We start from the raw sequence: 18,182 nt of genomic DNA, 5'->3' as shown, positions 1-18,182 counted from the left end.
TGTGAGCCCGATGAGCCAGGCGGCGCAGAATCTGAACTGGTTGATCACCAACTTCGTGGACAACACCCCCGGGGTGTCCCACACCGTGGTGGTCTCCGCCGACGGACTCCTGCTGGCGATGTCCGAAGGCTTCCCCCGGGACCGGGCCGATCAGCTGGCGGCCGTGGCCTCCGGTCTGACGTCCCTCACCGCGGGTGCCTCCCGGATCTTCGAGGGCGGCGCCGTCAACCAGACGGTGGTGGAGATGGAGCGCGGCTTCCTCTTCATCATGTCCATCTCGGACGGGTCCTCGCTCGCCGTACTCGCCCACCCCGAGGCCGACATCGGTCTGGTGGGCTATGAGATGGCTCTCCTCGTGGACCGTGCGGGCACGGTCCTCACCCCCGACCTGCGGGCGGAACTCCAGGGCAGCCTTCTCAATTAATTGTGAAATTCCGGTTCTCAACCGGCAGACAGGCAGTGCGTTTCTCGCCACCGCGCCATAAGGTGCGGTGGCGCGGTCCCAATGAAATGGGCGACCGGCAGTCGGAGGAGGAAACGTGACAACACCCCCAGGCGGACACCCATACAACGGTGGTCAGCAGTCTCCGGGTGAGCACGGGCACAACCGGTTCAACTTTCCCTCCGCGCCCAGCAGACACGGCCAGGGTCAGCAGCCTTACCAGCAGCCGCACCGGCAGCCCAGCCCTTACGACCAGCCGCCGCAGCCCCGCATCGAGCCGGTGGCGCCCAGGCAGGTCCCCAAGCCTTCACCGGCGGGCGGCACGCACAACCCCCTTGTGCGTCCGTACGCCATGACCGGCGGCCGCACCCGGCCGCGCTACCAGCTCGCCATCGAGGCGCTGGTGCACACCACGGCGGAACCGTCGCGGCTGCAAGGGCAGTTGCCCGAGCACCAGCGGATCTGCCATCTGTGCCGTGAGATCAAGTCGGTCGCCGAGATCTCGGCACTCCTTTCCATTCCCCTCGGCGTCGCCCGAATCCTCGTCGCCGACCTGGCCGAGGCCGGACTTGTCGCCATCCACCAGCCCGGCGGCGACGAGTCCGCCGGCGGCCAGCCAGATGTGACACTGCTCGAAAGGGTGCTCAGTGGACTTCGCAAGCTCTAGCGGCGGTGCTGCCCGCTCCACTACTTCCGCGAAGATCGTGGTGGCGGGCGGCTTCGGCGTGGGCAAGACCACGTTCGTCGGCGCGGTCTCGGAGATCAACCCCCTGCGTACCGAAGCCGTCATGACGTCCGCCTCGGCGGGCATCGACGACCTCACGCACACGGGCGACAAGACGACCACCACGGTCGCGATGGACTTCGGCCGCATCACGCTCGACCAGGACCTGATCCTGTACCTCTTCGGTACCCCCGGTCAGGACCGCTTCTGGTTCATGTGGGACGACCTGGTACGCGGCGCCATCGGCGCCGTCGTGCTCGTCGACACCCGCCGCCTCGCCGACTGCTTCCCGGCGGTCGACTACTTCGAGAACAGCGGCCTGCCGTTCGTCATCGCCCTCAACGGCTTCGACGGCCACCAGCCGTACACCCCCGACGAAGTCCGCGAGGCCCTCCAGATCGGCCCGGACACCCCGATCATCACCACCGACGCCCGCCACCGCGCGGACGCGAAGAGCGCGCTGATCACCCTGGTCGAGCATGCGCTGATGGCACGCCTGCGGTAGCTCCGCGCTGCCCCGCGACACGAAAAGGCCCCGGCCGCTCCGAGAGGAGCGGCCGGGGCCTTCGTTCAAGCGGCTTGTGCTCAGCCCTGCCAGGAGTGCGGGGCTCGGAAGCCCGGGGTGCGCTCCAGGCGGCGCCAGCCGGCCGTGTCGCGGCCCCGGGAGGGGGCCGTGGCGGACTGGGCGGCGGCGCGGGCGAGCAGGACGGCCGTGATGGCCGCCAGCTCCTCCGGGTCCGCGTCGCCCTTCTCCACCCGCAGGACGGACGCGGAAGGGACGGAAGTCGGGGTGTTCACTCGGGGCTCCTCGTTACTGAGGCGGGTTGCCGTGCTTGCGGGACGGCAGGTCGGCGTGCTTGGTGCGCAGCATCGCGAGGGAGGCGATGAGCACCTCGCGGGTCTCGGCGGGGTCGATGACGTCGTCGACCAGGCCCCGCTCGGCCGCGTAGTACGGGTGCATCAGCTCGGCCTTGTACTCCTTGACCATGCGCACGCGCATCGCCTCGGGGTCCTCGGCCTCCGCGATCTGCTTGCGGAAGATCACGTTGGCGGCGCCTTCGGCACCCATGACCGCGATCTCGTTGGTCGGCCAGGCGTAGGTGAGGTCGGCGCCGATGGACTGGGAGTCCATGACGATGTACGCCCCGCCGTAGGCCTTGCGCAGGATCAGCGAGATCCGGGGCACGGTCGCGTTGCAGTACGCGTACAGCAGCTTGGCGCCGTGCCGGATGATTCCACCGTGCTCCTGGTCGACGCCGGGCAGGAACCCGGGTACGTCCAAAAGGGTGACGATCGGAATGTTGAAAGCATCGCACATCTGGACGAAACGGGCAGCCTTTTCCGACGCCTCGATGTCCAGGACGCCCGCCAGCGTCTGCGGCTGGTTGGCCACGATGCCGACGACCTGGCCGTCGAGCCGGGCCAGCGCGCAGATGATGTTGCGGGCCCAGCGCTCGTGGATCTCCAGGTAGTCGCCGTCGTCGACGAGCTCCTCGATCACCTTGTGCATGTCGTACGGCCGGTTGCCGTCGGCGGGCACCAGGTCGAGCAGCACGTCGCCGCGCCGGTCGGCCGGGTCCTCGGCGGGGTGCGAGGGCGGGTTCTCGCGGTTGTTGGACGGCAGCATCGACAGGAGGTAGCGCACCTCCTGGAGGCAGCTCTCCTCGTCGTCGTACGCGAAGTGCGCCACACCGGAGGTCTCGGCGTGCACGTCCGCGCCGCCCAGGCCGTTCTGCGAGATCTCCTCGCCCGTCACCGCGCGGACCACGTCCGGGCCGGTGATGAACATCTGCGAGGTCTCGCGGACCATGAACACGAAGTCGGTCAGCGCCGGCGAGTACGCCGCGCCGCCCGCGCACGGGCCGAGCATCACGGAGATCTGCGGGATGACACCGGAGGCGCGCGTGTTGCGCTGGAAGATGCCGCCGTAACCGGCGAGCGCCGAGACGCCCTCCTGGATCCGGGCGCCCGCGCCGTCGTTCAGCGAGACCAGCGGCGCACCGGCCGAGATGGCCATGTCCATGATCTTGTGGATCTTGGTCGCGTGGGCCTCGCCGAGCGCGCCGCCGAAGATGCGGAAGTCATGGGCGTAGACGAAGACCGTACGGCCCTCGACCGTGCCCCAGCCGGTGATGACACCGTCCGTGTACGGCTTCTTGGCCTCCAGGCCGAACCCGGTGGCGCGGTGCCGCCGCAGCTGCTCGACCTCCTTGAACGAACCCGGATCGAGCAGCAGCTCTATGCGCTCGCGCGCGGTCAGCTTGCCCTTGGCGTGCTGCGCCTCGGTGGCGCGCTCACTCGGCCCGCGCCGGGCCTGCTCGCGCAGGGCCAGCAGCTCGGCCACGCGGCCACGCGCGTCACTCGGCTCACCCGGGGTTTCGTCCACAACGGTCATGCATCGACCCTACGAAGTCGACCAAGAATTTCCCGCCGTCGACTTCACACAGTCTCCGGACCTTTTTCCTGGTAGCCCTGAACAGAACAATCCCGCGATGCAGGCGAAGTGCCAGCTCAGGACGGTCCGGCTTTGTGGGGGTCCCACAACACGGTCAGGTGAGACCCACGTCACACCGGTGGCTCGCACCAGCCGTGCCGGGCGTGATCCGCAGCCGCAGCACCGCTCCGGTGCCCAGCACCTCGACCGAGGGATCGGCGCTGGTCACCCGTCGTACGGGATGGTGCCAGGCGACCTCGAAGGGCTGACCGGTGCGCGGCGGCTCGCTCACCACCAGCGTGGCGCTCGCCCCCTTGCTCCGTACGAGCACACTCGCCGGTGCGGTGACCGCGAGCGGGCCCGCGCTCCCCGCCTGCCAGAAGTTCGCGCCGACGAGCCCCAGCGAGGGCACCGAGACGGCCTGGCGGGCGGCCGTGTTGGCGAGCACCGACACCCATGCCCGGTCCGCCGCGCGCGCCGACACCGTGGCCGGTGAGGCGTCCGGCATCAGCTGGTAATGGTACGAGGCGCCCACCGGGTCGACGCCGTGGTCCAGCCACAGCGTCTGGTAGGTCCGGGTCCGGCGCTCGGTCGAGCTGGTGGTGTTGATGTCGCTCCACGCGCCGGTCCGGTCCTCGCGCAGGGTGCGCAGCGCGCCCGTGCCGCCGGGGAAGACCCAGCCGCCGTGCCCGGCGAGGTGTGCCCAGCGCGGGCGGGGTCCGGCGTCCAGGGTGAAGGCGTTCGTGCCGCCCTCGCCCAGGTTGCGGTTGTCGACGACCGTCTCGACCGGGACGCCGTCGGCGGCGGTGATGCCCGCCCCGAGGCAGACGACCGTACCGGCCGTGCAGAACCAGGACTTGCGGGCCTCAAGGGTCGAGCCGAGCCCCTTCACGTGCTGGCCCACCGCCGCGAACTCGCCGTCGCTCGCGCCGCCCACCCAGCTCACGGCGGGCTTGGCCGCGCCCCACTCGCCGCCCGCCTTGTCGGCGAGGCGTTTGGTGGAGACGGTCGTCCCCGGCAGCCGGTACGGGTCGACGGTCGGCCAGAACCAGTCGGTGTACTGGTCGTTGCCCTGCTCGCCGGGCCACCAGTAGAGCATTCCGGCGCCGGTGTGCCAGCCGCGCGGGTTCTCGCCGTTGCCGCACTCGTAGTACGAGATCCGCTCGGAGGCCATGGCGATGTTCGCGGTCCAGCCGGGGCGGCGGTGGACGGCCCGGTCCATCGCGGTGAACAGGGTGTGCCCGACCGGCTCGGGCGCGGCCGCCACCGCGGAGTCGGCGACCGCCTGGAGCCGGGCGAGGTCGGCCACGCCGAACTGGCGCGCGGCGAGGTCGGGATGGGTGGGGTCCCGCTCGGCCCAGCCCTTGATCAGCCCGTACCAGCGGGTCCGCTCGGCCTCAAAGGCGCCGCCCGCGAGCAGCGCGATGGCGGCCATCAGGCCCTGACCGTGGAAGTGGTCGCCGCGCATCACGTGCAGATCGTCGCCCAGCAGATAACCCCGGCTCACCGCACGCCCGTTGACGCTGTCCATCACCAGGCCGTTGTGGATCAGCGGCGCGTACGCGTGCTCCACGCTGTCCAGGATGATCTGCCGGTTGGGGTCGGTCACCGCCCAGCTCGACCCGGCGAGCAGCGTGAAGAGCCGCCCGAGCCCGTCGAGCATGACCTGTCCGTACGTACCGGAGTAGGCGATCGAGGTGTGCTGGACGAACGATCCGTCGGCGTACAGGCCGTCGCCCTTGGTGACGTACGGGAAGACCGGCGACAGGGCGTCCCGGGCGAGCGCGAGCTTGGCGGGGGCGCGTCCGACGGCGCCGCGCACCGCGACCGAGCGGCACAGGTCGACGCGGTTGGCGCCGGTGGAGGTGCCCGAGTAGACGGCGAGCGCGGAGTCGGGCACGAAGTGGTCGACGGCCGCGCAGGCCGCCTGGATCCGGTCCTCGGTGAGCTCGTCGTGGAGCGCGTTGACGAGGTCCATGAGGAGTCTGGGGCTGCCGATCTGCCACTCCCACCAGTTGCCGTAGCGGGTGGTGGCCGGGTTGTAGACCGTCGCCGAGACATGGTCGAGGCCGGTGACGACGTCGGCGAACAGGGACGCGTCGCCGGTGAGGCCGGTGCCGGGCTGGAGATACGCCTGGGTCATGGTCCACAGCCGTGCGTAGCTCTGGGTGATCCCGGCGGGCGGGTCGAACGGGGCGTCGGGCCACAGGGAGTCGGCCGCCGGGGCCATCGAGGCGCGGAAGGTGCGGGCGAGGTCGCCGCTCTCCCTCAGCCGCGACGCGTACGGCTCGGCGCCCGCGTCGAACCCGGTCCCCAGCGAGAGGTCCCGCCAGCGGCGGCGCAGCACCGCGTACTCGTCGTCGGCGGCGGCGCGGGCTCCCGGTGCCGCGCCGAGAAGGAGAGCGCTTGCTCCGGTGGCGGCGAGGAAGGTGCGACGGGACCACCGGGGCAGTGCGGGCGACTCGGACACAGGGGCTCCCGGGGAGTTGGTGTGGACCGCTGCCCGCTGGTGTAGCACGGTGCGCCCGAGGCGTTCAATGCCCCGGACGCACCTTACAGAAAGCGCTTGTTGTCATGTCCTGGCCGTCGGCCGGGGTCAGCGGCGTACGGTCCAGGTCACCGTGTCGGCGAGCGTGGCGGCGATCCGAGGATCGCGCACCGAGGCCGTCGGGTCGGAGACCGTCGCCGACAGCTTGTGCGCCTTGTGGTCCCACGGGTTCAGTACGGCCTGGGCGGCCTTCAGTGAGGTGCGGCCCTCGAACCAGCGCAGCTCCTTGCCGTCCAGGTACCAGCGCACCCGCAGCTGCTTCGCGTTCGCGCCCACCAGGCGGGGCACGGTGACCCTGGCGCTGTCGTGGGCCCGCAGCGGGCGGTCGGTGCGCACGGCCGCCGTCGCGATCGACGCGTGCCGGTAGAACCCGGCGATCATCGCCTCGCGCCCGGGCAGATTGAAGGGCTTGCCCAGGACGCGCATGATCGAGCTGTCGGTGGGGCGGCTGAGGCCGGTGACGTAGTAGCCGCCGCCCTCGTACACCCCGACCGTGCCGCCGTCCGGGGACGTCTCGCCCAGCCAGCGGTACCACTTGGTCTTCTGCGCGGCCATCTGGTCCGCGCTCAGCACCGAGATGTTGGGCTGGGCGGCCTCGGGACCCGAGTAGTGCTCGTAGCCGGGCGTGCCCGGGTAGAAGTACTCGTCGGCGAGCTTGCCGAGCGAGTGCCCGGTCTCATGGATGGCGACCTGGCCGGACTTGGCGTTCCCGGCCGACGCGGTGGAGATCCCCTCGTAACCCAGCTTCTTGCTGGGCTCGTTGTAGCCCGCGCCGCCGTACTTGGCGCTGTTGGCGAGGACGATGACGAGGTCGGCCTGCGGCGCCTTCGCCACATACGAGTCGACCTTGTCCTGGTCGAGGCAGAGCAGCCGCTCCACCCCGTCGCACCAGAAGTAGGAGCCGAGCGCGGTGTTCTTCACATCGCCCTGGGCCGGGTCGCCGGAGACACCGGACTGGGCGGAGACGGCGTCCACCGTCCATACGTTGAAGAGGTTCTGGTACGTGGTGTACGGCTCGACGCCGGTCAGCTCGCCCCACTTCTCCTTGGCGTCGGCGTGGAACTGCGCGAGCTGGTCGGCGGTGTAGCCGTCGCCGACGATGACGATGTCGAGGCGGTCGGCGGTGGAGCCGTTGTCGACGATCTTGGTGACCTGGCCGTCGGCCGCGGCCGCGCGGCCGGTGAGCGCGGGCGCGGGGCGCCCGTGGCTCTGCCCGGTGACCGGGACGAGCGTATGGCCGGAGCCGGCCTCGCCGCCGGTCTCCGGGCCGGGTATCTCGACCTGGACCCGCGGCCGGGGCGCCGGCCGGTTCGGGTCGGCGGCGGCAGCGGTGCCGGGCCCGGATATGAGCGCGGCCGCGACGGCGGCGGTGAGCGCGGTCGCCGCTATGGTTCTGCGCAGCGACGGACGCATGGCTGAGCGCACGAAGTCCTCCCCCAGTGACGGAAGTTAAGCCGGAAATTAAGCGGTCGGTTAAATCAATTGATCGGCGTGCTTAAGTTAGGGGGCGCACGAGGTGGGCGCAATGCCCTGGGACCAGGGAGACACGATGGACGAACCTGCGGTGATCGGCCGCCGGGTGCAGCGGCTGCGGGCCGAACGGGGCCTGACCCAGCGGCAGCTGGCCGAGCCCGCCTACACCCCGGCCTATGTGTCGACCCTGGAGTCCGGCAAGGTCAGGCCGTCCGAGGCGGCCCTTCGCCATCTCGCCGAACGGCTCGGCACCAGCTACGAGGAGCTGGCCACCGGCCGCCCCGCACACCTCGCCACCGAGCTGCGGCTCGCCCTCACCGACGCCCAGCGCCTGCTCGCCACCGGCGAGGCGGACGAGGCCGCCGTGCGCTACCGCCAGCTGCTCACCGAGGCCGAACTGCACGAGCTGGCCCCGGAACAGGCCGAGGCACTGCTGGGTCTGGGCGAATGCGCCCTGGAGTGCGGCGAACTCGCCGACGCCATCCGCCACTTCGAGGCCGCCGAGCGCCAGCAGTCGGGCGAGCCGCTGCCGCGCCGGACCCGCGCGATCCGGGGCCGGGCGATCGCCCACGTCCTGGCGGGCGAGCTCCGCTACGCCTGCTATCTGCTGGAGTCCACCATCGACGAGCTGGGCACCTCGGGCCTGGACGACCCGGAGTCGCTGGTACTGCTCTACTCGGCGATCATCGGCCCGTATCTGGACATGGGCGCGCAGGCCCGCGCCGCGCACGCCGCCGAGCTGGCGCTCGCGCTCGCCCCGCAGGTCTCGGATCCGGCCCTGGTCGCCGGGATGCACCGCCAGGTGGCCCGCACGTTCCTCGCCGAGGGCCGCACGGCCGACGCCGACGCCTCGCTGGCCAAGGCCCAGTCCGTCTACCGCCAGCTGCGGCTGCGTACGGATCTGGCGCACTGCCACTGGATGCGCGGCTATGTGTACGCGCAGGACGGTGAACTGGCGGCCGCCGAGCGGGAGTTGCGTACCGCGCGGGACATGCTCGCGGCGAAGCGGGCCGCGCTCTTCACCTGCCAGGTGGAGGTCGAGCTGGCCGACGTACTGCGGCGCCTGGGCCGCCATACGGAGGCGGCGGCGCTGCTCGGCCCGCTGGTGGAGGCGGCGCCGGAGCTGGGCGACCGGCACGGCGCGGTGCACGCGGGCGGCGCGCACCGGCTGCTCGGTCTGATCCGCGAGGAGCACGGCGATCTGGAGTCGGCCGAGGAGCACTATGTGACGGCGCTCGGCCTCCTGGAGCGCAGCGGCGCCAGCGGCGACCTCGCGGACCTGTGCCGACTGCTGGGCGATCTGCTGCGCCGCACCGGCCGGGCGGAGGCGGCCATGGACGCCTACCGCACGGGCCTGGGCCACCGCGCGGCCCCGGGCACCACGACCCTGGGCCCGGCCCCGGCGGCGCCGCGCCTGCGGCCGTAGTCGTACCGGGCGCACATCCGCAGACGTACGAAAAGTACGCGGGGACACACCGAAAGTAGTTGTTGAAACTTGAACGGAATGGGTCTAGGGTCGTTCTTGTTGAAAGTTAAACCGCTGGGCATCCGGCCGCAGCGCGTCCCCAAAGGAGAACGTCATGGCTCTCTTCGGCCGCAAGAACACCGCCGTCGCCACCGCCGTCGCCGAGGTCGACCCCGCCCTGGCCGCGCTGACCGGCACCTACACCATCGACCCGGCCCACTCCCGGATCGGGTTCACCGTCCGGCACGCCATGGTCACCAATGTGCGCGGCGCGTTCGCCGGCTTCGAGGGCACCCTGGAGCTGAACGGCGCCGACCCGGCCGCCTCCTCCGCCGTGCTCGACGTCCAGGTCGCCACCGTCGACACCGGCATCGCCGACCGTGACAACCACCTGCGCAGCGGCGACTTCTTCGACGCCGAGCAGTTCCCGCTGATGACCTTCCGCTCCACCGAGGCCCAGCAGCTCGGCGGCGACAGCTACCGGATCATCGGCGACCTGACCATCAAGGACGTCACCCGCCCGCTCGCCATCGACCTGGAGTTCAACGGCTCGGCCGTCGACCCCTACGGCAACCAGCGCGTCGGCTTCGAGGGCAGCGCCGACATCCTGCGCTCCGACTGGGGCCTGACCTGGAACGCGGCCCTGGAGACCGGCGGCGTCGTGGTCAGCGACAAGGTGAAGCTGACCTTCGACATCTCCGCCATCAAGTCCGCGTGAGCCGGGCGGCGGCCCGCGCGAGGAAGGCCGCCGTCCCCTCGTCCACCGGCAGGAACGCCTCACCGCGAACCCGAGGTGCGCGTCGTCCACGTCCCGCACCGGGGCGAGCTCCGGCGCGTCCGGCGAGGTCTGCGGACAGACCTGTCGAGGCGCTACCAGTCCCCGCCGCCGAAGCCCCCGCCGTCGCCACCGCCACCGCCGCCGTCGCCCCAGCCGCCGCCGAAGTCGGAGGGGTTGAAGTCCGCGCCGGAGACGTCGCCGCCGTCGAAGCTCTGGCCCGCGAAGTCGGCGCCGCCGTAGTCGGCCGCGTACGCCGGGGTCGAGAGCATCGAGCCGAGCATGGTGCCCATCAGCAGGCCGGGCAGGATGCCGCCGCCGAAGTAGCCGCCGGCCCAGGGGCCGTACGCGGGCCCGGCGTCGTAGTAGGGGCGGCGGCCCTGGTCCGTGTCGACCTGGCGGACCAGCGGGTCCTGGCCGTCGCGCAGCCGGGTCGCGTCCGCGAGGCACACCGGCACCTCGCGCGCCGCCCCGCCCACCGGAGCCCAGGCGGCGTCCTCGACGGACGGCCCGTGGCGCGGGTCGAAGAAGCAGGGCGCGCGCCGCTCGGGCAGCGGCCTGTGCTCGCGGCGGGCGGCGAGCGTGGCGAGCGAGAACCGCCCGTCCTCCAGGGCCTGGGTCACCCCGCGCACATCGCCGGGGTGCCGGGCCGCCGCCATCAGGGTCTTGGAGGTCTCGTACGAGTCGAGGGCGCGCTCGTAGTCGGCGCGCATGGCGTCGTCGGCGCCCGCCTCGGCCGGGTGGAAGTCGAGCCGGTCCAGCTCCTCGCCGAACGCGGTGATGTCCTCGTCGACGACCACCTGGAGGCGCTGGAGCGCGGCCCGCTCCTCCTCGGCCTTCCTGCGGCGGCTGCGCCGCACCAGCGCGTACGCCCCGGCGCCGCCCGCGACGACGACCGCGCCGGTGGCGATCAGGGCGGTGGACGACACCCCGCCGTTCGCGCCGGAGCCGCCGCCCCAGGAGGCCGGGGCGCGGCCGCGCATGGTGGGGAGCGCCTGGTCGACGAAGGCGTTGAGCTGCGTGGCGGCGTCGGCGGCGGTGCCGGGCGCCCGTACCGCGCTCTTCAGGTTGTCGACCGCCTGCGATGACATCACCTTGCGGTCGGCGCCCGCGTTGAACGCGTCGCCGAGGCGGACCGCGTACAGACCGGTGACCCCGGTGTCGGTGCGCAGGTTCCGCAGCAGCGTGTCCTTGGGGAACGCGGAGGACGCGGGGAGCACGGCGACGAACAGCGGCTTGTCGGCGTCCTTGATCTTCTTGGTGAGCGCGTCGGCCTGGGCGGCCGAGAGCTGTCCGGCGGCGCCGGGGTCGACGTACACCGGCGCCTTCTTGAGCGCGGCGGCGACCTCGGCCACACCGGACGCGGCCGGAGCGGCGGGCGCCGCCACGGCCAGGGGGGCGGCACCGGCCAGTACGGCCAGCGCGGCGGCGGAGAATGCGTACAGAACCCGGGACCTCATGGCTCCGACGCTACCGGAGTCCCCCACGAAACGGACAAAACCTCCCGGGGCTGCGCCCCCGGGCCCCGAGTTCGTCTGCGGACCGGTGGGGGCTGGTCGCGCAGTTCCCCGCGCCCCTGAAAGATCTCGGGCCGAGCCCCCACCCGCAGCCGCACCCCAAAAAAGATCTCGGGCTCCCGGCCCCCTACTCCGCCGGCACCACCCCGGCCCGCAGCAGGCCGTAGGTGTACGCGTCCTCAAGGGCGCCCCAGGACGCGCCGATGATGTTGGTGGCGACGCCGACCGTGGACCACTCGCCGGAGCCGTCCGTCGTGGTGATCAGGACGCGGGTGGTGGAGTCGGTGCCGTGGCGCCCCTCCAGGATGCGGACCTTGTAGTCGACCAGTTCCAGCTTGGCGAGCTGCGGATAGATCCGCTCCAGGCCCACCCGCAGCGCCCGGTCCAGCGCGTTGACCGGGCCGTTTCCCTCCGCCACCGCCACGATCCGCTCGCCCTTGGCCCACAGCTTCACGGTGGCCTCGTTGGCGTGGGTGCCGTCGGGGCGGTCCTCGACGATGGCCCGCCAGGACTCGACCCGGAAGTACTTGCGGGCCCGGCCCTCCGCCTCGGCGCGCAGCAGCAGCTCGAAGGAGGCGTCGGCGGCCTCGTACGTGTAGCCCTTGAGCTCGCGCTCCTTGACGCGGGCGACCACCCGGGCGACCAGCTCGCGGTCGCCGCCGAGGTCGACGCCGAGCTCCTTGCCCTTGAGCTCGATGGAGGCGCGGCCCGCCATGTCGGAGACCAGCATCCGGATCCGGTTGCCCACCAGGCCCGGGTCGATGTGCTGGTAGAGGTCCGGGTCGACCTTGATCGCGGAGGCGTGCAGCCCGGCCTTGTGCGCGAACGCGGAGACGCCGACGTACGGCTGGTGGGTGGCGGGGGTGAGGTTGACGACCTCGGCGATCGCGTGCGAGATCCGGGTCATCTCGGCGAGCGCGCCCTCGGGCAGCACCTTCTTGCCGTACTTCAGCTCCAGGGCGGCCACGACCGGGAAGAGGTTGGCGTTGCCGACCCGCTCGCCGTAGCCGTTGGCGGTGCACTGGACGTGGGTGGCGCCCGCGTCGACGGCCGCGAGGGTGTTGGCGACGGCGCAGCCGGTGTCGTCCTGGGCGTGGATGCCGAGCCGGGCGCCGGTGTCGGCGAGGACGGTGGCGACCACGGCCTGGATCTGGGCGGGGAGCATGCCGCCGTTGGTGTCGCAGAGGATGACGACGTCGGCCCCGGCCTCGCTCGCGGCCCTCACGACCGACTTGGCGTACTCGGGGTTGGCCCGGTAGCCGTCGAAGAAGTGCTCGCAGTCGACGAAGACCCGGCGGCCCTGCTCGCGCAGATGGGAGACCGTGTCCCGGACCATCGCCAGGTTCTCGTCCAGCGTGGTGCGCAGGGCGAGCTCGACATGGCGGTCATGGGACTTGGCGACCAGCGTGATCACCGGAGCGCCGGACGCGAGCAACGCCTTGACCTGCGGGTCGGTGGCCGCGGTGCCGCCCGGGCGGCGGGTGGCGCCGAACGCGACCAGCTGGGCGTTCCTGAAGCTGATCTCCTGCTTGGCGCGGGCGAAGAACTCGGTGTCGCGGGGGTTGGCGCCCGGCCAGCCGCCCTCGATGAAACCGACCCCGAAGTCGTCCAGGTGCCGTGCGATCGTGAGCTTGTCCGCGACAGTGAGGTTGATGCCCTCACGCTGGGCGCCGTCGCGCAGCGTCGTGTCGAAGACGTGGAAGCTGTCGTCGACGCGATGGCTCTCTTCGGCTGCCTCGTTGGTCGTCATGCTCGGTGACTCCTGTCGGGTGAGTGGCTCCGGATTCGTCTGGCTCCACTTGCCCCCATCATCGCGTGCGGCTCGCGTCCGGCCGTGGTGGGCCGGGAAACGAAAAGACCCCTCGCGGGTGCGAAGGGTCTGCGCGCGGGTCTGGGGCACGATGTCCGCTGCCGCGGGGGTTTGCCGCGAATTCAGCGGTCACTGCGGACCGGCGCGCTGCTGTCCATAATCATCATGAAAGCGAGCACGGTCCGCAGTCTGCCATACGCCGCACGGCGGATGGGCGCCGGTCTCAGGATGCGGGCACCCCGTCCGCCTCTGTGGGAACGGGGGCCGCGGGGGCGGGCGCCGTGACCCGGTTCAGATCGATGTCCCGCGTCTCGCGCATCGTCAGGTACACCACCAGACTCACCGCCGCGCAGCCCGCCACGTACCAGTAGAAGCCGGACTCGATGCCGCCCTTCTTGAACCACAGGGCCACGTACTCGGCCGTGCCGCCGAACAGGGCGTTGGCGACCGCGTACGGCAGGGCGACGCCGAGCGCGCGGATGCCGGTCGGGAAGAGCTCCGCCTTCACGCACGCGTTGATGGAGGTGTAGCCCGTCACCACCACCAGGGCGAGCAGTGCCAGGCCGAAGGCGGGCCAGAACGTGCCCGCGTGCTTGAGCATCGTCATGATCGGAACGGTCAGGAACGTCGAGCCGACCGCGAAGGTGATCAGCAGCGGACGGCGGCCGATCCGGTCCGAGAGCATCCCGGCGAGCGGCTGCAGACACATGAAGACGAACAGCGCGCAGAAGCTGACCAGGGAGGCGGTCTGCTTCTCCATGCCCGCGCTCTTGGACAGGAACTTCGTCAGATACGTGGTGTACGTGTAGTACGCGACCGTGCCGCCCATCGTCAGCGCGACCACCAGGAACGCCTCCCGGCGGTGGCGCCACAGCGCCTTCAGGGTGCCCCGGTCGTCGTCGCGGGCCGCGCCCGACTCCGCGTACACCTCGGTCTCCAGCATCGAGCGGCGCAGATAGAAGACGATCGCGGCGCCAAGCGCGCCCACGATGAACGGGATGCGCCAGCCCCAGCTGTGCAGCGCGTGCTCGGACATCGTGCGCTGCATGACGATCTGGAGGCCGAGGCCGACCAGCTGGCCCGCGGTCATCGACACGTACTGGAAGCTGGAGGCGAAGCCGCGCCGCTCGGGGGCGGACGCCTCGGTGAGGTAGGTCGCGCTGGCCGCGTACTCACCGCCCACCGACAGGCCCTGCAGCAGCCGGGCGACGAGCAGGACCGCCACTCCCCCGTATCCGGCCACCCCGTACGTCGGCGCCACCGCGATCAGGATCGCGGAGGCCGACATCAGCGTGACGGTCAGGGTGAGCGCCGCCTTGCGGCCGCGCCGGTCGCCGATCCGGCCGAGGAACCAGCCGCCCACCGGCCGCATGAAGAAGCCGACCGCGAAGATTCCCATGGTGTTCATGAGGTTCGCGGTCTCGTTCCCCTTGGGGAAGAACGCGTCCGCGAAGTACACCGCGAAGGTCGCGTACACGAACCAGTCGAACCACTCGACCATGTTCCCGGCCGAGCCGACCCAGATCTTCTTCCACTGCTCTCGTCCCATGGACGATCACGTTGGCCCAGGTCGGACGGGCCGACAAGGGTGGTGGACGCAACGATAAGGCGTACTTGCGTACGTTGTGTTCAGCGGCCGGTCACCGGGGCCGCCAGCGACTCGTCCACGAACTCCCGCACGTGGTCGAGTACTTGGGCCCGTCCGGTGCCGGGCAGGCCGACCGCCACATGGACGCTGAAGCCGTCGAGCAGCGCGCGCAGCCGGGCCGCGAAGCGGTCCGCGTCGACCGGCCGGAACTCGCCGTGCGAGACGCCCTCGGCGATCAGCGCCACCAGGTCGCGGTGCCAGGCGCCCTCGATGGCGGCCTGGCGGGCGCGGGCCTGGCCGTCGGCGTTCTGCGAGCGGTTCCAGACTTCGAGCCACAGGATCCAGTGCGGATCGCGCGGCCCGTCCGGGACGTACAGGTCGACGTAACCGTCCAGGCGCTCACGGACCGTGCCCGGCCGCGACAGCAGCGCCCGGCGCTCGCCGCCGAGCTGCCCCTCGCTCCACTCCAGGGTCTGCAGCAGCAGCTCGTCCTTGCTGTGGAAGTAGTAGAGGAGATGGCCGCTGGACATGCCGACCTCACGGCCGAGCCCGGCCATGGTCAGGCCGTCCAGACCGCGCTCGGCGATCGTGGCCATGGCGGCGGCCAGCACTTCCTCGCGCGGCGGCGCGTTCCTGCGCGCGCGGGCCGGACCGGCCATTGCCTGCTCCTCCTGGATCACACCCTGGGCTGCTGCTGGGTGATGCAGTGGATACCACCGCCCCCCGCGAAGATCGTACGTGCGTCCACGAGGGTCACGGTCCGCTCCGGGAACAGCCGGCGGAAGATCCCGGCCGCCTGCTCGTCCCTCGGGTCCTCGAAGCCGCACAGCACGACGCCGCCGTTGCAGAGGTAGTGGTTGATATACGAGTAGTCGACCCAGCCCTCGTCGTCGGCGACCACGGTCGGGGCGGGGATCTCCACGACTTCGAGGCTGCGGCCCCGGGCGTCGGTCTGGGACCGCAGCAGCGCCACGTTCTCCTTGCACACCTCGTGGTCGGGGTGGGCCGGGTCGGGCTGGGTGTGCGCGACGACCACTCCGGGGCGGGCGAACGCGGCCACGATGTCGACGTGGCCCAGCGTGCCGTAGCCGTGCGGGGGGTAGTCGGCGGTCAGGCCGCGCGGCAGCCAGATCGCCTTGCGGGTGCCGAGCATCGCGTGGATCTCCGCCTCGACCTCCTCGCGCGTCCAGTGCGGATTGCGCTCCGGGCCGAGCTGCACGGTCTCGGTGAGCAGCACCGTGCCCTCGCCGTCGACATGTATCGCGCCGCCCTCGTTGACCAGCCGCGAGGTGTACGTACGCGCCCCGGCGAGGTCCGAGACATGTGCGCCGATCTTGGCGTCGTGCTCCCAGCGCGCCCAGTCCTGGGCGCCCCAGCCGTTGAACGTCCAGTCCACGGCGGCCAGTTCCGAGCCGTTGGTCAAGAACGTGGGGCCGATGTCGCGCATCCAGGCGTCGTCGAGCTCGCGCTCCACCAGGTCGATGTCCGGGCCGAGCAGCGCCGCCGCCCCGGCCGACTGACCGGGGCCGCAGACGACGGTGACCGGCTCGAAACGGCGTACGGCCCGGGCGACGGCGGCCCAGGCCGCGCGCGATTCGGCGAGCTCCGCCTCGTTCGGGAAGGTCACGTTGGGGCCCGGCCAGGCCATCCAGGTCCGCTCGTGCGGGGTCCACTCGGCGGGCATCCGAAAGCCGTCGGCGGCAGCGGTCATCACAGGGTTCCTTACAGGAAGTAGAGGCGGTTGAGGGAGACCGAGTCGGCGGGCTCGGAGCGCAGCGGGTCGCCGTCGAGGGTGACCAGACCGGTGCGGCCGTCCACGTCCACCGCTCCGGTACGGGAGTTGAGGAGCAGGTCGGCCGGGCCGATGCCGCGCGTGCCGCGCACCGCGACCCGGCGCCGGCGGGTCGGCATCAGGTCGCCGCCCCGGTCGAGGGCGGCGCGGGCCACGAACGCGACGGAGAGCTCGGCGGGGGTGGCGCCGTGGGCGCCGAACAGCGGGCCGAGCAGCAGCGGTTCGCAGGTCTCGGTGGCCCCGTTCGGGTCGCCCGTGACCCCCCAGGCGGGGAATCCCGACTTCAGCACCATCTGCGGCTTGGCGCCGAAGAAGGCGGGCCGCCACAGCACGATGTCGGCCAGCTTGCCGACCTCGATGGAGCCGATCTCGTGCGAAAGGCCGTGCGCGATCGCGGGGTTGATGGTCAGCTTGGCGATGTAGCGCAGCACGCGCGCGTTGTCGTCGCCCTCGCCGTCGCCCTCCAGGGGGCCGAACTCGGCCTTCATCTTCCCGGCCATGGCGAAGGTGCGGCGCACGGTCTCGCCCGCGCGGCCCATGCCCTGGGCGTCGGACGAGGTGATGCCGATCGCGCCCAGGTCGTGCAGCACGTCCTCGGCGCCCATCGTCCCGGCCCGGATCCGGTCGCGCGCCATGGCGGCGTCGCCGGGCAGATCGGGCTTGAGGCCGTGTACGGAGACGATCATCCCGTAGTGCTCGGCGACCGCGTCACGGCCGAACGGCAGGGTCGGGTTGGTGGACGAGCCGATCACGTTCGGCACGCCCGCCATCTTCAGCACGTTCGGCACATGGCCGCCGCCGCACCCCTCGATGTGGAAGGCGTGGATGGTGCGCCCGTCGAGGACCCTGAGCGTGTCCTCCACCGACAGGCACTCGTTCAGGCCGTCGCTGTGCAGGGCGACCTGGACGTCGTGCTCCTCGGCGACGCGCAGGGCCGTGTCCAGGGCGCGGGTGTGCGCGCCCATGTCCTCGTGCACCTTGAACCCGCAGGCGCCGCCCTCGGCCAGCGCCTCCACCAGCGGCGCCGGGTCCGACGACGAACCCCGGCCCAGGAAGCCGATGTTGACCGGCCAGGCGTCGAAGGCGGCGAAGGCGTTGCGCAGCGCCCAGGGCGAGTTGACGCCCACGCCCCAGACCGGCCCGAACTCCTGGCCGATGAGCGTGGTGACGCCCGAGGAGAGCGAGGCCTCCATGATGCGCGGCGAGAGCAGATGGACATGGGTGTCGACGGCTCCGGCGGTGGCGATGAGCCCTTCGCCGGAGACGATGCTGGTCCCGGTGCCGACGACGACGTCCACGCCGTCGAGCGTGTCCGGGTTCCCGGCCCGCCCGATCGCGTGGATGCGGCCCTCGCGGATCCCGATGGAGACCTTGCGGATGCCGAGGACGGCGTCGATGATGACCACATTGCTGATCACGACGTCACAGGTCTCGCGGACGGCCGCGGCCTTCAGATGCAGCCCGTCGCGGGCGGTCTTGCCGAACCCGGCGAGGAATTCGTCGCCGGACTGCTGGGCGTCGGACTCGACCCGGACGGTGAGACCCGAGTCGCCGAGCCGGATGCGATCGCCCGCGCGGGGTCCGAAGACGGCCGCGTACTCCTGCGGGTCGATG

Annotated in this window: 15 protein-coding genes; 5 read left to right on the top strand and 10 right to left on the bottom strand. The window is 71.6% G+C overall.

Going from position 1 to position 18,182, the window contains the following annotated elements; genetic code table 11:
• The first annotated feature begins 10 nt into the window (after positions 1 to 10).
• The 3 genes from ACGFRG_RS17520 to ACGFRG_RS17510 all read left to right on the top strand — a co-directional run bounded on the left by ACGFRG_RS17520 (position 11) and on the right by ACGFRG_RS17510 (position 1,671).
• Positions 11 to 424 (top strand): roadblock/LC7 domain-containing protein, encoded by a 414-nt coding sequence (locus ACGFRG_RS17520; protein WP_026057603.1) that lies wholly within the window; start codon positions 11 to 13, stop codon positions 422 to 424.
• Positions 425 to 539: 115 nt separating this feature from the next.
• On the top strand, positions 540 to 1,109 hold the full coding sequence (locus ACGFRG_RS17515; protein ID WP_361420403.1) for a DUF742 domain-containing protein: 570 nt from the start codon (positions 540 to 542) through the stop codon (positions 1,107 to 1,109).
• A complete protein-coding gene (locus tag ACGFRG_RS17510; RefSeq protein ID WP_069978110.1) occupies positions 1,090 to 1,671 on the top strand; it encodes an ATP/GTP-binding protein in 582 nt (193 codons plus the stop codon). The genes ACGFRG_RS17515 and ACGFRG_RS17510 overlap by 20 nt, the downstream gene beginning before the upstream one ends.
• 80 nt (positions 1,672 to 1,751) lie before the next feature.
• Here the strand turns inward: ACGFRG_RS17510 and ACGFRG_RS17505 are convergent, their stop codons facing one another.
• From ACGFRG_RS17505 to ACGFRG_RS17490, 4 genes are all read right to left on the bottom strand, one after another.
• Positions 1,752 to 1,964, bottom strand: coding sequence for an acyl-CoA carboxylase subunit epsilon (locus ACGFRG_RS17505; protein WP_361420406.1), 213 nt, complete (start codon positions 1,962 to 1,964; stop codon positions 1,752 to 1,754).
• A 13-nt stretch (positions 1,965 to 1,977) separates the two neighbouring features.
• Complete coding sequence (locus ACGFRG_RS17500) at positions 1,978 to 3,561, bottom strand: acyl-CoA carboxylase subunit beta (RefSeq protein ID WP_361420409.1); 1,584 nt, start codon at positions 3,559 to 3,561, stop codon at positions 1,978 to 1,980.
• Positions 3,562 to 3,715: 154 nt separating this feature from the next.
• Entirely contained in the window at positions 3,716 to 6,070 is a 2,355-nt protein-coding gene (locus tag ACGFRG_RS17495; RefSeq protein WP_393264750.1) for a polysaccharide lyase 8 family protein, read from the bottom strand.
• A gap of 126 nt (positions 6,071 to 6,196) precedes the next feature.
• Complete coding sequence (locus tag ACGFRG_RS17490) at positions 6,197 to 7,561, bottom strand: M64 family metallopeptidase (RefSeq protein WP_393264923.1); 1,365 nt, start codon at positions 7,559 to 7,561, stop codon at positions 6,197 to 6,199.
• Between the two features lie 136 nt (positions 7,562 to 7,697).
• Between ACGFRG_RS17490 and ACGFRG_RS17485 the strand changes: the two genes are divergently transcribed.
• On the top strand, positions 7,698 to 9,047 hold the full coding sequence (locus ACGFRG_RS17485) for a helix-turn-helix domain-containing protein (protein ID WP_361420418.1): 1,350 nt from the start codon (positions 7,698 to 7,700) through the stop codon (positions 9,045 to 9,047).
• A gap of 154 nt (positions 9,048 to 9,201) precedes the next feature.
• A complete protein-coding gene (locus ACGFRG_RS17480; protein ID WP_361420421.1) occupies positions 9,202 to 9,804 on the top strand; it encodes a YceI family protein in 603 nt (200 codons plus the stop codon).
• 152 nt (positions 9,805 to 9,956) lie between these two features.
• Here the strand turns inward: ACGFRG_RS17480 and ACGFRG_RS17475 are convergent, their stop codons facing one another.
• The 6 genes from ACGFRG_RS17475 to ACGFRG_RS17450 form a co-directional block, all read right to left on the bottom strand.
• Complete coding sequence (locus ACGFRG_RS17475) at positions 9,957 to 11,321, bottom strand: hypothetical protein (RefSeq protein WP_393264747.1); 1,365 nt, start codon at positions 11,319 to 11,321, stop codon at positions 9,957 to 9,959.
• A 184-nt stretch (positions 11,322 to 11,505) separates the two neighbouring features.
• Positions 11,506 to 13,128, bottom strand: a complete 1,623-nt coding sequence (cimA, locus tag ACGFRG_RS17470; protein WP_393264745.1) for a citramalate synthase — start codon at positions 13,126 to 13,128, stop codon at positions 11,506 to 11,508.
• A gap of 283 nt (positions 13,129 to 13,411) precedes the next feature.
• Positions 13,412 to 14,737 (bottom strand): MFS transporter, encoded by a 1,326-nt coding sequence (locus tag ACGFRG_RS17465; RefSeq protein ID WP_361420430.1) that lies wholly within the window; start codon positions 14,735 to 14,737, stop codon positions 13,412 to 13,414.
• 80 nt (positions 14,738 to 14,817) lie between these two features.
• Entirely contained in the window at positions 14,818 to 15,435 is a 618-nt protein-coding gene (locus ACGFRG_RS17460; protein ID WP_393264742.1) for a TetR/AcrR family transcriptional regulator, read from the bottom strand.
• Between the two features lie 17 nt (positions 15,436 to 15,452).
• Complete coding sequence (locus ACGFRG_RS17455) at positions 15,453 to 16,487, bottom strand: agmatine deiminase family protein (protein ID WP_361420436.1); 1,035 nt, start codon at positions 16,485 to 16,487, stop codon at positions 15,453 to 15,455.
• 11 nt (positions 16,488 to 16,498) lie between these two features.
• Positions 16,499 to 18,181 (bottom strand): urease subunit alpha, encoded by a 1,683-nt coding sequence (locus ACGFRG_RS17450; protein ID WP_393264920.1) that lies wholly within the window; start codon positions 18,179 to 18,181, stop codon positions 16,499 to 16,501.
• Between the last annotated feature and the right edge of the window lies 1 nt (position 18,182).

This window comes from Streptomyces sp. NPDC048696 (assembly GCF_043198895.1).
Taxonomy (GTDB): domain Bacteria; phylum Actinomycetota; class Actinomycetes; order Streptomycetales; family Streptomycetaceae; genus Streptomyces.
Note: the sequence above shows the minus strand (reverse complement) of the source record. Positions and strands in the feature narration are given on the sequence as shown.

What these genes read in the sequence shown, in the direction of transcription:
- ACGFRG_RS17520 (WP_026057603.1), top strand. Translation starts at nt 11, where the DNA reads ATGAGCCAGGCGGCGCAGAATCTGAACTGGTTGATCACCAACTTCGTG.
- ACGFRG_RS17500 (WP_361420409.1), bottom strand. Translation starts at nt 3,561, where the DNA reads ATGACCGTTGTGGACGAAACCCCGGGTGAGCCGAGTGACGCGCGTGGC.
- ACGFRG_RS17490 (WP_393264923.1), bottom strand. Translation starts at nt 7,561, where the DNA reads ATGCGTCCGTCGCTGCGCAGAACCATAGCGGCGACCGCGCTCACCGCC.
- ACGFRG_RS17485 (WP_361420418.1), top strand. Translation starts at nt 7,698, where the DNA reads ATGGACGAACCTGCGGTGATCGGCCGCCGGGTGCAGCGGCTGCGGGCC.
- ACGFRG_RS17480 (WP_361420421.1), top strand. Translation starts at nt 9,202, where the DNA reads ATGGCTCTCTTCGGCCGCAAGAACACCGCCGTCGCCACCGCCGTCGCC.
- ACGFRG_RS17475 (WP_393264747.1), bottom strand. Translation starts at nt 11,321, where the DNA reads ATGAGGTCCCGGGTTCTGTACGCATTCTCCGCCGCCGCGCTGGCCGTA.
- cimA (WP_393264745.1), bottom strand. Translation starts at nt 13,128, where the DNA reads ATGACGACCAACGAGGCAGCCGAAGAGAGCCATCGCGTCGACGACAGC.
- ACGFRG_RS17465 (WP_361420430.1), bottom strand. Translation starts at nt 14,737, where the DNA reads ATGGGACGAGAGCAGTGGAAGAAGATCTGGGTCGGCTCGGCCGGGAAC.
- ACGFRG_RS17460 (WP_393264742.1), bottom strand. Translation starts at nt 15,435, where the DNA reads ATGGCCGGTCCGGCCCGCGCGCGCAGGAACGCGCCGCCGCGCGAGGAA.
- ACGFRG_RS17455 (WP_361420436.1), bottom strand. Translation starts at nt 16,487, where the DNA reads ATGACCGCTGCCGCCGACGGCTTTCGGATGCCCGCCGAGTGGACCCCG.